This is a genomic window from Sphingobium sp. KCTC 72723 (assembly GCF_014280435.1).
In the GTDB taxonomy this organism is placed as follows: Bacteria; Pseudomonadota; Alphaproteobacteria; order Sphingomonadales; family Sphingomonadaceae; genus Sphingobium.
In genome coordinates, this window is sequence record NZ_CP060388.1 from 26,136 (window position 1) to 39,789 (window position 13,654).

The following is a 13,654-nucleotide window of genomic DNA, read 5'->3' on the forward strand; positions in this document are numbered from 1 at the left end:
GGTGCATGTCGCGGCCAAAGATGGTAGCGGCGCGCCGATCACAAATTTATGACATTGGGTGAAACCAATATGACGGGTTCGCAAAGCATGATGGTTCCCACGCCGACGACTGATGACCTGCCGCGCCGCTTCTCGGACTTCGGGACGCTGGGCGAGGCGCTCGACTATGCGGCGCGGGGCGTGCGCGGCCTCAATTTCCACGATGCCCGTGGCAATCTGGCGCGACCCTATCCGTTCAGTGCATTGCGTGGCGACGCCATCGCCTGCGCCCATCGGCTGATCGCCCATGGCGTCAAGCCGCAGGACCGGATCGCCCTGGTCGCGGAAACCGGCGCGGATTTCGCGCAACTATTCTTCGGCATCATCTATGCCGGTGCATGGCCGGTGCCGCTGCCGCTGCCGACGAGCTTCGGCGGCAAGGAAAGCTATATCGAACAGCTCAATGTCCAGCTGACCAGTTGCGACCCGATGCTGTTCCTGTTTCCGCGCGAACTGGCGGATATGGCGGGCGAATCCGGTCGCCAGAAAAATGTCGAAAGCATCGCGTTCGAAGATTTCATCGCCCGCGACGCCGCGCCCGCCGCCCTGCCGCAGGCGCGCACCGACGAGATCGCCTATCTGCAATATAGCAGCGGCTCCACCCGCTTCCCCCATGGCGTCGCGGTGACGCACCATGCGCTGCTCAGCAATCTGGCCGCGCACAGCCACGGCATGGAAGTGCAGGACAGCGACCGCTGCATCAGCTGGCTGCCATGGTATCATGACATGGGGTTGGTCGGCTGCTTTCTGTCGGTCGTCGCCAATCAGGTGTCGACCGATTATATGAAGACGGAGGATTTCGCCCGCCGCCCGCTCGCCTGGCTCGACCTTATCAGCCGCAATGACGGCACTTCGATCAGCTATTCGCCGACCTTCGGCTACGACATCTGCGCCCGCCGCATGTCCAGCCAGACCAAGGCGCAGGACCGCTTCGACCTTTCCCGGTGGAGACTCGCGGGCAATGGCGCGGACATGATCCGCCCCGACGTGATGCAAAGCTTCGTCGACGCTTTCGCCGACGCAGGCTTTTCACCCAATGCCTTCCTGCCCAGCTATGGCCTCGCTGAAGCGACACTGGCCGTCACCATCATGCCGCCGGGCGAAGGCATCATCGTCGAACTGGTCGAGGAAACCGACCTGTCGGGCGGCGAAGCGACCGAGGGACGGCCCCAGCGTTTCCGTTCCATCGTCAATTGCGGCAAGCCTGCGCGCGGCATGACCGTGGAAATCCGTGACGAAGATGGCGGTCCCTTGCGTGAGCGTCAGATCGGCAAGGTATGGACCACCGGCCCCTCGCTGATGGTCGGCTATTTTCGAGATCAGGCGGCGACCGATGCCTGCATGGCTGACGGGTGGCTCGATACCGGCGACATGGGCTATCTGTCCGACGGCTATCTCTACATCGTCGGCCGCGCCAAGGACATGATCATCATCAACGGCAAGAATCACTGGCCCCAGGACATTGAATGGGCCGTCGAACAATTGCCCGGCTTCAAGCAGGGTGACATCGCCGCCTTCGCCATCACCACGCCGGGTGGGGAGGAAGCGCCCGCCGTGCTGGTCCATTGCCGCACGTCCGACAATGACGAACGCTCGCGCCTGCGCGACCAGATCCGTGAACGGGTGCGCGCCATCACCGGCATGAACTGCGTCGTGGAATTGGTGCCGCCGCGCACCCTGCCACGCACCAGCTCCGGCAAATTGAGCCGGTCCAAAGCCCGCAACCTCTATCTGACCGGCGAAATCCGGCCCTACGACATCGCGGCCTGACCTCTATTGCCCGGACGGTTTCGGGCCGTTACCAAATCATAACGTCTGTCCGCTACCATCGGCCATGTGGGTAGCAATCAGAACATCACCGTAAAGACGGATCATCAGGGACGCGCCTCGATGCGCGCCATGATGGGTCTTTCCCCCATGGCCGGGGACAGCGGCGCGCGCGTGCTGGAAGCGCAGTTTCGATCGGCCGATGCCGTCGTGCTGTTGCGCCATGTCCTCAACCTGTGCGGCCTGATGTTCGTGTGGCAGGTCTTTTCGCATTGCTGTTCCCCGGTCGCGCTGGCGATCTGGAGCGTGGCGCTGATCGGATCGACGCTGACTGGCCTGTGGCTGGACCGCAAACGGCAACGGGCCAATAATATCGACCTGGATTCGGGCGATTTGCGGCGTCACGGCTTTGGCGCTCTGCTCCATGGGCTGGTGTGGGCCGCGTGCATGGTCATCGTCGCCAATTCCGGGCAGACGGAGGAAATCGTCGCGCTGTGGACGCTCATCAGCTGCATCATGGTGTGCGGCGCGATCAGCTATGCCGCCACCCCCCTGGCCGCCACGGCCTTCCTGTTACCCTGCATCGCCGGGCTGTTCGTGATGTTCGACGAAGGCGGCCAGTTGCCGCTGCGCGCGATGGCGACCAGCTACGCCCTGTCGCTGCTGGCCGGTTGCGTCATCTATGCCCGCACCTTCGCGCGCCAGCATGACACCACCGCGCAGCTGGAGGAAAAGACGCAGGTGGTAAGCCTGTTGCTGCGCGAATATGAGGAAGGCGGGTCGGACTGGCTGTGGCAGACCGACGCGCTGCGCCGCATCAATGGCGTGTCGAAACGCTTTGCCGAAACCGTCGGACTGGCGCCGGAAGAGTTGGAAGGCGTGCCGTTGGTGCAGATATTGTCGGGCAGCGGCTGGGCGACCGGCCAGTTCGCCACCGGGCTGCACACGCTGGCCGATCATCTCAAACGGCGGGAAAGTTTCAGCAATCTGGTGCTGCCGGTCGAAGTGCAGGGTAATTTGCGCTGGTGGGAATTGTCCGCGTCGCCGCGCTATGATGAAAATCAGAGCTTCCTGGGTTTTCGCGGGGTCGGGTCCGACGTCACCATCCAGCGCGAATCCGCCGACAAGATCGCCCTGCTGGCCCGGTTCGACCCGCTGACCGGCCTGCCCAACCGCAGCCATCTGCGCGAAGTGCTGGATCAGGCGATGACGGCGGCGGCCGGTCGCGCGCCCGGCTGCGCTTTCCTGATGATCGATCTGGATCGGTTCAAATCGATCAACGACACGCTGGGGCATCAGACCGGCGACAAATTGCTGACGCAGGTCGCGCGGCGGTTGCGCCAGATTTGTTCGGGCCAGCAATTTTGCGGCCGCATCGGCGGCGACGAATTTGCCGTGGTCATCCCGACGGTGACGGACAGCCATGCCATTGTCCGCCTGTCCGCCGCGATCATCGGATCCTTGTCGCAACCCTATCAGGTCGATCAGCATACCCTGTATATCGGCGCGTCGGTCGGGTCGGCGCTGTCCCCCAATGATGGCCGCGATTCCGAAGCGTTGATCCGCAGCGCCGACCTGGCGCTCTATCGCGCCAAGGATGAGGGCGGCGGGCTGCATTGCGCCTATGAACCGCAATTGCACGCCAGGGCGGAAGAAAGGCGGCTGCTGGAACTGGCGCTGCGTGAGGCGCTGGAAAAGGATCAGTTGCACGTCCTCTACCAGCCGGTGGTCGATGCGCAGAGCGGCGTCGTCCTGGGGTTTGAGGCACTGGTGCGCTGGACCCACCCGGAAATGGGGCCGATTTCGCCGGTCAAATTCGTGCCGGTCGCCGAAGAAGCCCGGCTGATCGCGCCGATCGGCGAATGGGTGCTGCGCACGGCCTGTATGGAAGCGATGAACTGGCCCGACGATGTGAAGGTCGCAGTCAACGTATCGGCGGAACAGCTGACCCACACCAGCTTCGTCGCGGCGGTCGTGTCGGCGCTGGCGCATAGCGGCCTGGAAGCGCGGCGGCTGGAACTGGAAGTCACCGAAAGCGTGTTCATGAACGAGGATGCCGGTGCGCTGCGCGTGCTGGACCAGTTGCTGGCGCTCGGCATCCAGCTGTCGCTCGATGATTTCGGCACCGGCTATTCCTCGCTCGGCTATCTCAGCCGCACGAAATTCAACACGATCAAGATCGACCGGAGTTTCGTGGTCGGCGCGTCGAAAAATATTCCCGAAAGCCTGGCGATCATCCGCGCCGTGGTGACGCTGGCCGACAGCCTCGGCATGGCGACGACCGCCGAAGGGGTGGAAACGGAAGTCGAACTGGCCATGGTGCAGGCATTGGGCTGCAAGAAGGTGCAGGGCTATTATTTCGGGCGGCCGATGCAGGCGCAGGACGCAGCGCAGCTATTTCCGAAGGATCACGCCCGCGCCCGCGCCTGATTGTCAGGGGCAAAACCGATCAGGACGGCATATTAACGCTTCCTCCCCTTGCAGGCAGGGCTATCGCAGTTGAAAATGTCCTGTTTACAATCGTCATGCTGAACTCGTTTCAGCATCCATTTCTCGTCACGAGCGGCGGCTTTTGGGGCATGATGGATCCTGAGCCACAGGCCAGACGGCGGGGTGTAACCCTATCGATCTGGACGAGATCGATCTGAACGGGGACATGTCGAAACAGGCTCCTACCCGCCGTGCAACTGGCGTTCGATCCGGGTCCACAATGCCGCGAAATCCCTGGCCGGGGGCGACGCGGGGGCAAAGGCGCCCAGCGGCTTGCGGCGCACCGTCATTTGCTCGATGGCGCTGGCCATCGGAATGGCGGGCCATTCGGGCTGCTCGTCCAGCGCCTTGCGGTGCAGGCTGCGGCGGCGATCGACCATCGAATAGACGGGCAGGATCGGCGCATGGCTGCCGCCGCGCTGCACCAGATAACGGGCGACTTCGCCCATCGCCCGTTGCGACAAGGGCGACGGGATCACCGGAATCACGATCATGTCGGCGGCGCGCAACACCTGCTCGCTGGTTTCGGTCAGGCCCGGCGGGCAATCCAGAATGATCCGGTCATATTCCTTGCCCAGGCTCTCGATCAGTTTCGACAGCCTTTTCTTCTTGTCCATTTCGCGGAACAGATGGTCCAGGCTGCGCAGCGACGTGTCGGCGGCAATCAGGTCCAGCCCCGGCACGGTCGATGGCTGGATCAGCTTGCGGACCTCGACATCCTTGCTGAAAATCGCCTGCGCCGCGTCCCGGCTCTTGCTGTCGGTGGAAATCAGCCAGCTTGAAGCCGCCTGCGGGTCCAGATCCCACAACAGGGTGCGGCGTTTAGAAATGGTGGCGGATGCCCAGGCCAGGTTGATGGCGAAAGTGGTTTTGCCCACGCCGCCTTTCAGGCTGTAAACGGCGATGGTCGCCAATGTCGGTTCCTTTGCCATGGGGGGAAGCTACGGCTTCCCGTCGCCAAAGCAAGCGTTCAAATCAGCCTATCGTTACGCCTGTGTGAAAGCGGGGCGAACAAAGCGACAGCGACATGGACAATGTAACAAATGTTAGATCGTTTTTCGACATGCGCGACTCTATGTCTACTTCGCCGTCTCTTTTAACGCCCAATATGCCCATTCCAAACCCGCCACCAAAATCCTTCCCTGCAATGCAGGTTATCGCATATGACTTTTCTTCATCCCTAAAACGTCATCCTGAATTTATTTCAGGATCCATCATGCCCGAAAAGCCGCTGTTCGTGACGAGAAATGGATGCTGAAACGAGTTCAGCATGACGATTAAACGTAAGATTTTTTCATATGCGATAGCCCTCCCTGCACGGGGGAGGCCCGGCCTGCTTCCCTATGCCAATCCAGCGTTTGCAACGGAACATAGTCGCCATTTTCAAAGAATCTCGCGCACCTTGTCCTGCGGCCGGCAATAGCGCACCCCCTTGTCGGTTTCGACGAAGGGCCGGTTCACATAGGCCGGATTGGCTGCCATTGCGTCCAGCAGCGCGTCAGTATCCAGACCGCCCAGCCCGCGTTCCTGCGCATCGGTCCCCATCAGCCGCAACGCCTCATGCGGCGTCATCCCGGCGTCCGCAAACAACTGGACCAGCCTTTCGCGGGCATAGGGCGTCTTGAGGTAGAGGATCACATCCACCTCAACGCCGGGCGTGTCTTCCAATATCGCCAGCGTCTTGCGCGACGTGCCGCAGGCGGGATTGTGCCAGATGGTGGCCTTCACCCCTTGCCGTCCCGCGCCAACCATTCTTCCAGCCACTTGATCGTATAGTCGCCGTTCAGGAAATCGGGGTCTTCCAGCAATGCCTGATGCAGGGGAATTGTGGTTTTCATCCCCTCGATCACATATTCCTGCAACGCCCGGCGCAACCGCATGATCGCGCCTTCGCGGGTGCGGCCATAGACGATCAGCTTGCCGATCATGCTGTCATAATAGGGTGGCACCTTATAGCCCTGATACAGGCCGCTATCGACGCGGACATGCATTCCGCCCGGAACATGATAGCGGGTGACGGTGCCGGGCGACGGCGCGAAAGTGCGGGGGTCTTCGGCATTGATCCGACATTCGATCGCATGGCCGGTAAAGCGCAGATCTTCCTGCGTCACCGACAGCGGACGCCCTTCGGCGACGCGAATCTGTTCGCGGACCAGGTCGACCCCGGTGATCATTTCCGTCACCGGATGTTCCACCTGCAACCGGGTGTTCATTTCGATGAAGTAGAACTCGCCATCTTCCCACAGAAACTCGATGGTGCCTGCACCGCGATAGCCCATATCGGCCATCGCCTTGGCGCAGATGCCGCCGATCCGGTCGCGGTCGGCCTGCCCCAAAATCGGGGAGGGCGCTTCTTCCAGCACCTTCTGGTGCCGCCGCTGGAGCGAACAGTCGCGCTCACCCAGATGGATAGCATTGCCCTTGCCGTCGCCAAACACCTGAATTTCGATATGGCGCGGATTGCCGAGATATTTTTCCAGATAGACGGTCGCGTCGCCGAACGCGGCCTTCGCTTCCGACCCCGCCTGCTGCATCAGCGTTTCCAGGTCGTCGGGCGAGGTGCAGACCTTCATGCCGCGCCCGCCACCGCCTGACGCGGCCTTGATGATGACCGGATAACCGGCCTTTTCCGCAATTGCCTTGGCTTCTTCCAGGTCGCTGATCGCGCCGTCCGATCCGGGGACGAGCGGCAGGCCAAGCGCGCCAGCGGTCCGCTTCGCCTCGATCTTGTCGCCCATCGTGCGGATATGTTCGGGCTTGGGACCGACGAAGGCCAGGCCATGGGCCTCGACGATTTCGGCGAACTTGGCATTTTCCGACAGGAAGCCATAGCCTGGATGGATCGCATCCGCGCCGCTGATTTCGGCGGCGGATATGATCGCCGCGACGTTCAGATAGCTGTCCTTGGCCGCAGGCGGCCCGATGCAGATCGCTTCGTCGGCCAGGCGCACATGCATGGCATCGGCGTCGGCGGTGGAATGGACCGCGACGGTCTTGATGCCCATTTCATGGCAAGCCCGGTGGATGCGCAGCGCGATTTCGCCCCGGTTGGCGATCAGCAGCTTTTCAATGGCCATAGGTTATGCGGCCTTATTCGATGACGATCAGGGGCTGGTCATATTCGATCGGCTGGCCATTATCGACCAGCACCGCCTTGACCGTGCCGGACACCGGCGCGGCAATGGCGTTCATGACCTTCATGGCTTCCACGATCAGCAATGTTTCACCGGCCGCGACCTGCGCACCGACACGGGCGAAGGGCGCGGAACCCGGCTCGGCCGACAGATAGGCCGTGCCGACGATCGGCGAACGGACCAGCGTACCGGCGGGCAGGGCGTTTTCGGCGGCTGCGGCAGGGGCAGCGGCCACGGGCGCGGCGGCGACGGGGGCTGCCGCCGGGGCGGGCGCTGCGGCATAGACGGGCGCTACGGCGCCGGCCTTGCGCGCGACGCGGATCTTGCGGTCGCCATCTTCCACTTCGATTTCGGTAAGGTTGGTGTCGTCGAGCAGCGCGGCGAGATCCCGCACCAGCTGCACGTCCACCTGCATTGCGCCCTTTTCCTGCTTGTCGTTCATTTGGTGCTTCCCGGACGATGAAATGTCGTTTCTGGTCGCTGCGCCTATGCGTATTTACGCCAGAGCGCAACTTTTGTGCGGCGGGCGGGGCTGCCCTACAGTTCCAGCGCCGCTTCCAGCGCGAGCATATAGGACATCGGGCCAAAGCCTGCGATCGTGCCTTTCGCCGCCATGCCGACATAGCTTTTGTGGCGAAATTCCTCGCGCTTGTGCGGATTGGACAGGTGGATTTCGATCACCGGCACCGTGACCGCCTTGATCGCATCGTGCAACGCCACCGACGTATGGGTCAGGCCGCCGGGATTGATGATGATGGCATGGGCGCCCTGCTGGTGCGCTTCCTGTATCCAGTCGATCAGATGGCCTTCATGGTTGGACTGGCGAAAGTCGATCTCCACATGGGCGCGCGTCGCGACATCCTCCATCCGGTCGGCAATGTCCTCCAGCGTGTCATAACCATAGATTTCCGGCTCGCGCGTGCCGAGCATGTTGAGATTCGGCCCGTTCAGCACATAGATTTTGCGCGTATCCGCCACGGCGATGCCCCTTCTGTGTTGCGGCAGGGGCGCAGCCGCCCCTATATGCTGCACGATCCTTAGCCCTTCGTGTCGCGCTTAGTCGAGACACCTTCTCCATGAGCCAGCGGGAAAACCTAGTGAGCATAGACGGCACCATCTCCATCCACATCAATGGCGAACATCGCCGCATCCGCGAAGGGCTGACCCTGGCCGACCTGGCGAGCCAGTTGGGCTTCGTGCCAGAAAAGGTCGCGGTGGAGCGCAATCTGGAAGTCGTGCCGCGCTCGACACTGGCGCAGGTCATGGTCGAGGATGGCGACGAGCTGGAAATCGTGCATTTCGTTGGTGGCGGCGATGTCGCCCCGGCCAACGACGATAGCTGGACCGTGGCGGGCCAGACCTTCCGCTCGCGTCTGATCGTAGGCACCGGCAAATATAAGAGTTTCGAACAAAATGCCGCCGCGCTCGCCGCGTCCGGCGCGGAAATCGTCACCGTCGCGGTGCGCCGCGTCAATGTCAGCGATCCCAACGCGCCGATGCTGACCGACTATATCGACCCCAATGTCATCACCTACCTGCCCAACACGGCGGGCTGCTTCACCGGAGAGGATGCGATCCGCACCTTGCGGCTGGCGCGGGAGGCGGGCGGCTGGGAACTGGTGAAGCTGGAAGTGCTGGGCGAAGCGCGCACGCTTTATCCCGACATGGTCGAAACCCTGCGCGCGACCGAAATTCTGGCGAAGGAAGGCTTCAAGCCGATGGTCTATTGCGTCGATGATCCGATCGCGGCCAAGCGGCTGGAAGATGTCGGCGCGGTGGCGATCATGCCGCTGGGCGCGCCGATCGGGTCGGGGCTGGGCATCCAGAACCGGGTGACGATCCGCCTGATCGTGGAAGGCACGAAGCTGCCGGTGCTGGTCGATGCAGGCGTCGGCACTGCGTCCGAAGCGGCGCAGGCGATGGAGCTGGGCTGCACCGGCGTCCTCATGAACACCGCGATCGCCGAAGCCAAGGATCCGGTGCTGATGGCCGCCGCGATGAAGGCAGGGGTGGAGGCAGGCCGCATGGCCTATCGCGCCGGGCGCATGGGCCGGCGCTTATATGCCGATCCGTCCAGCCCTTTGGCAGGTCTTATCTGACGCGGATTTTGCTTTTCGGCGCAAATTGACCGCTGGTCCCCTTGTCCCTTATGGGCAGGGGACGAGTATAGGAGGAGAACAGGCGATGGTGAACAAGCTATACCCCGATGCGGCGTCCGCGCTGGAAGGCCTGCTCTTTGACGGAATGCACCTGTGTGCAGGCGGTTTTGGCCTGTGCGGTATTCCCGAACGGCTGATCGACGCGATTCGCGACAATGGCGTCAAGGATCTGACCATCGCCTCCAACAATGCCGGAATCGACGGCGAAGGGCTGGGCAAGCTGCTGCGCACCCGGCAGGTCAGGAAAATGATCTCCTCCTATGTCGGCGAGAATAAGGAATTTGAACGCCAATATCTGGCAGGCGAGCTGGAAGTCGAATTCTGCCCGCAAGGGACTCTGGCCGAACGCTGCCGTGCAGGCGGGGCGGGCATCCCCGGCTTCTACACCAAAACGGGCGTCGGCACGGAAGTGGCGAAGGGCAAGGAAGTCAAGAATTTCGACGGGCAGGATTATATCCTGGAACGCGGCATCTTTGCCGATGTCGCGATCATCAAGGGGTGGAAAGCGGACGAAAGCGGCAACCTGATCTTCCGCAAGACCGCCCGCAATTTCAACCAGCCGATGGCGACCGCCGCGAAAATCTGCATCGCCGAAGTCGAGGAAGTGGTGCCGGTCGGCAGCATGAACCCGGACGCGATCCACTTGCCCGGCATTTACGTCAAGCGCATGATCATCGGCGCGCCCTATGACAAGAAGATCGAGTTTCGCACCGTGAGGCAGCGAGAAGCGGCGTGATGGCAGTGGCCCTGCGCGCGGTTACGGTGGCATTGTCGCTGACGATGCTCGCCGCCTGCGCGCCCACCCCGCAACCGATCGCCCCGCCGCCCCCCGATCCGCCTGCCGGGATGCAATATCTCTACGGGTCGGGCGAAGCGGCGGCGCTGTCGGTGCAGGCGTTCCGCGCGCTGGCGTCTTATGCCACCGCGACCGCCAAGGCGCGCCCGCAAGCGTCCGTCGTGCTGGCACAGGGTGCGTCGCTCGATCAGCCGCGCTTCGTGCCGTGCGGGACCAAGCCTTTCGCCGCCGTGTTCGATGTCGATGAAACCGTGCTGCTGAACATCGGCTACGAATATCACGACGCCCGGTCGGGCAAGGGCTATGACGAAGCGGCGTGGGATGCGTGGGAACGAACCGGCGCAGGCGCGGTCGGCCCCGTGCCGGGCGCGGTGGAGGCACTGGCGCAATTGCGCGCAGCAGGCGTGACCGTGATCTTCAACACCAACCGCGCATCCGCCAACGCAGCCGCCACCGCGCAGGCGATCCGCGCCGCCGGGCTTGGCGAAGCGGTGCATGGCCAGACCTTGTTTCTGAAGGGCGACGACGCGACCGGATCGGCCAAGGATGGCCGCCGCGCGACGATTGCAGCCCGCTATTGCGTCATCGCGCTGGGCGGCGACCAGCTGGGCGATTTTTCCGACCTGTTCAACGCGCCGCAACCTGTCGCAGCGCGCCGGGCGGCAACGCTTGCCGCCCCGATCGCTGCATTATGGGGCCGGGGCTGGTTCGCCTTGCCCAACCCGGTCTATGGCAGCGGCCTCAAGGGCGGCTTTGACGATATTTTTCCAGTGGATAAAAGGTGGGCCATGCCCGCCGATGGGGAGACGCGATAATGGCCTGGACTCGTGACGAAATGGCGGCCCGCGCCGCGACCGAATTGCAGGATGGCTTCTACGTCAATCTGGGGATCGGCATCCCGACGCTGGTCGCCAACCATATTCCCGCTGGCGTGGAAGTCACGCTCCAGTCCGAAAACGGGATGCTGGGCATCGGACCCTTCCCGTTCGAGGGGGAGGAAGATGCCGACCTCATCAATGCGGGCAAGCAGACGATCAGCGAATTGCCGCAGACTGCCTATTTCAGCTCGTCCGACAGTTTCGCCATGATCCGGGGCGGGCATATTGACCTCACCGTGCTGGGCGCGATGGAAGTCGCGGAAAATGGCGACATCGCCAACTGGATGATCCCCGGCAAGATGATCAAGGGCATGGGCGGCGCGATGGATCTGGTCGCGGGCGTCAAGAAGATCATCGTGGTCATGGAACATACGTCCAAGAACGGCGATCCCAAATTCATCCCGTCCTGCACTTTGCCGCTGACCGGCAAGAATGTGGTCGACATGATCGTGACGGATCTGTGCGTGTTCCGCCGTCCTGACCATGACAGCCCGTTCAAGCTGGTCGAACTGGCCCCCGGCGTCACGGCGGAGGACATCGCTGCCAAGACGACCGCGCATTACATAGTCTGAAAGCTGTTCCATGAGCCTTGATGGCATTTATGACGTGGCCAACCCCTTCGCGCTGATCGTGGCGGGGAAAATCCCTTCGACCAAGCTGTATGAGGATGACCATACGTTGGCCTTCCTCGACATACAGCCGCAGTCGAAGGGCCACGCCCTGGTCATTTCCAAATGGTCGAAGGCGCGCAACATATTGGAGATCGAGCCGGACGCACTGGTGCAGGTGATGGCCACGGTGCAGAAAGTCGCGCGCGCCATCCGCACGGCGCTCGACCCCGACGGGCTGCACATCGCCCAATTCAACGGCGCACCGGCGGGGCAGACGGTGTTCCACCTGCATGTTCATATCGTGCCGCGCTGGGTCGGCGGGGCGACGGGCTTTTCCGATCATGGTCAGGGTGGCTTTGCCGATCCGGCCGATCTGGAAGCGCTGGCGACCGGGATTCGCGCGCAGCTTTGATGCCCCCGATGATTGCTCCTGTTTCGATGCGGATCGCCCCATGGCGCTAAAACCCTTCAAGGCGCCCGGCGCGCGGCTGGCGCTGCGGTCCAAGCCGCGCGGCAAGGGGCGCGAGGGGCCGCTCGGCGATACCGAGGTGATCCTCGACATATCCCGGCTGCTGTCGCGCAGCTTTCATCCCACGCCCACCGGCATCGACCGGGTCGAATATATCTACGCCCGCGAATTGCTGGACCGGATGCCCGACCGGCTGTCCTTTGCGGCGGTCCATCCGGCGGGGGGCTATTATGGACGGCTGGACCCGGCGGCAGTGCGACAGTTCCTGGCCTTTACCGCCGCGCGATGGCGCAATGTGGGCGCTTACGACAAGAAAACTGGCAGGGCAGCGGCAATTCGCCAGATGTTCGCGCTGCGCCCGCGCGCCATACCCCCGGCCGTCGGGCCGCGCATCTATTTGCAGGTGTCGCCCCACCATCTGGACGACACCGATCAGGTGGGGGAGATTTTGCGGGCGGAGGGCGCGCAATTCGTGACGCTGGCGCATGATGTCATTCCGCTCAGCCATCCCGAATTTGCCCGGCCCAATGGCGCGGACGAACATCGCGCACGGGTGCGGACGATCGATGCTCATGCCAGCGGTATCATCGGCAACAGTCAGGCGACGATCGACGCGCTGGAACCGCATATGGCGCATGGCTATGCCGGGCGGGCGATCCGCGTCGCCCATTTCGGCGCTGACGCCCCCGACATGTTCGGGGGCAGCGATCATCCAATTCCCGAACGGCCCTATTTCGTCTATATATCGACCATCGAGCCGCGCAAAAATCACCTGCTGCTGCTCAACATCTGGCGGCGGCTGATCGAAACGCTGGGCGACGCCGCGCCCATGCTGGTGCTGATCGGGCGGCGCGGCTGGGAAAATGAAAATGTCATCGACATGCTGGACCGCGCCGACATTCTGCGCGGCCATGTGATCGAGGCGGGCGAATTGCCCGACGGCCCGATGCAGCAACTGGTCGCGGGATCGCGGGCCATGCTGATGCCGTCCTTCATCGAAGGGTTCGGTATGCCGGTGGTCGAAGCGCTGAGCGCGAAGATACCCGTGATATGCAGCGATATTGCGGCGCATCGCGAAGTGGGCGGTGACGCGCCCGATTATCTCGATCCACTCGACGGGCTGGGCTGGATGCGGATCATAGAGCAGTATAGCCATGCCGATTCCCCGGAACGCGCGGCGCAACAGCAACGGATCGCCCACTGGCGCGCGCCCACCTGGCCCGATTATTTCGACATCGTCATCGACCTGTTGCAAGAGGTAACAGCTTCTGTTTCTTGACCTTGGCTCCACCCGCGCCCATGGACGGTAGG

General features: G+C 62.8%; 13 protein-coding genes. 8 read left to right on the plus strand and 5 right to left on the minus strand.

The window, feature by feature from the left end; translation table 11 throughout:
* Positions 1-48 precede the first annotated feature (48 nt).
* Both SPBM01_RS00135 and SPBM01_RS00140 read left to right on the plus strand, forming a co-directional pair.
* Positions 49-1,809, plus strand: a complete 1,761-nt coding sequence (locus SPBM01_RS00135) for a fatty acyl-AMP ligase (RefSeq protein WP_188063455.1) — start codon at positions 49-51, stop codon at positions 1,807-1,809.
* A gap of 129 nt (positions 1,810-1,938) precedes the next feature.
* Complete coding sequence (locus tag SPBM01_RS00140) at positions 1,939-4,236, plus strand: putative bifunctional diguanylate cyclase/phosphodiesterase (protein WP_188065481.1); 2,298 nt, start codon at positions 1,939-1,941, stop codon at positions 4,234-4,236.
* Positions 4,237-4,478: 242 nt separating this feature from the next.
* Here the strand turns inward: SPBM01_RS00140 and SPBM01_RS00145 are convergent, their stop codons facing one another.
* The 5 genes from SPBM01_RS00145 to aroQ form a co-directional block, all read right to left on the minus strand.
* Positions 4,479-5,228, minus strand: coding sequence for a ParA family protein (locus SPBM01_RS00145; protein ID WP_188063456.1), 750 nt, complete (start codon positions 5,226-5,228; stop codon positions 4,479-4,481).
* A 451-nt stretch (positions 5,229-5,679) separates the two neighbouring features.
* The gene (locus tag SPBM01_RS00150; RefSeq protein ID WP_188063457.1) at positions 5,680-6,024 is read right to left on the minus strand and encodes an arsenate reductase family protein; all 345 of its coding nucleotides are present in this window, start codon (positions 6,022-6,024) and stop codon (positions 5,680-5,682) included.
* Positions 6,021-7,373, minus strand: a complete 1,353-nt coding sequence (accC, locus tag SPBM01_RS00155; protein ID WP_188063458.1) for an acetyl-CoA carboxylase biotin carboxylase subunit — start codon at positions 7,371-7,373, stop codon at positions 6,021-6,023. Before accC ends, SPBM01_RS00150 begins: the two co-directional genes overlap by 4 nt.
* 13 nt (positions 7,374-7,386) lie before the next feature.
* On the minus strand, positions 7,387-7,872 hold the full coding sequence (gene accB / locus SPBM01_RS00160; protein ID WP_188063459.1) for an acetyl-CoA carboxylase biotin carboxyl carrier protein: 486 nt from the start codon (positions 7,870-7,872) through the stop codon (positions 7,387-7,389).
* A 95-nt stretch (positions 7,873-7,967) separates the two neighbouring features.
* Positions 7,968-8,408 (minus strand): type II 3-dehydroquinate dehydratase, encoded by a 441-nt coding sequence (aroQ, locus tag SPBM01_RS00165; protein WP_188063460.1) that lies wholly within the window; start codon positions 8,406-8,408, stop codon positions 7,968-7,970.
* Positions 8,409-8,527: 119 nt separating this feature from the next.
* On the opposite strand from aroQ, the gene thiS reads away from it, so the two are divergent.
* From thiS to SPBM01_RS00195, 6 genes are all read left to right on the plus strand, one after another.
* Positions 8,528-9,529, plus strand: coding sequence for a sulfur carrier protein ThiS (gene thiS / locus SPBM01_RS00170; RefSeq protein WP_188065482.1), 1,002 nt, complete (start codon positions 8,528-8,530; stop codon positions 9,527-9,529).
* Positions 9,530-9,614: 85 nt separating this feature from the next.
* Entirely contained in the window at positions 9,615-10,325 is a 711-nt protein-coding gene (locus SPBM01_RS00175) for a CoA transferase subunit A (protein WP_188063461.1), read from the plus strand.
* A complete protein-coding gene (locus tag SPBM01_RS00180) occupies positions 10,325-11,200 on the plus strand; it encodes an HAD family acid phosphatase (protein ID WP_188063462.1) in 876 nt (291 codons plus the stop codon). Before SPBM01_RS00175 ends, SPBM01_RS00180 begins: the two co-directional genes overlap by 1 nt.
* Complete coding sequence (locus tag SPBM01_RS00185; RefSeq protein WP_188063463.1) at positions 11,200-11,835, plus strand: CoA transferase subunit B; 636 nt, start codon at positions 11,200-11,202, stop codon at positions 11,833-11,835. The genes SPBM01_RS00180 and SPBM01_RS00185 overlap by 1 nt, the downstream gene beginning before the upstream one ends.
* 10 nt (positions 11,836-11,845) lie before the next feature.
* The gene (locus tag SPBM01_RS00190; RefSeq protein ID WP_188063464.1) at positions 11,846-12,286 is read left to right on the plus strand and encodes an HIT family protein; all 441 of its coding nucleotides are present in this window, start codon (positions 11,846-11,848) and stop codon (positions 12,284-12,286) included.
* A gap of 40 nt (positions 12,287-12,326) precedes the next feature.
* Positions 12,327-13,622: a glycosyltransferase family 4 protein gene (locus SPBM01_RS00195; protein ID WP_188063465.1), complete on the plus strand. Its 1,296-nt coding sequence runs from the start codon at positions 12,327-12,329 to the stop codon at positions 13,620-13,622.
* Positions 13,623-13,654 lie beyond the last annotated feature (32 nt).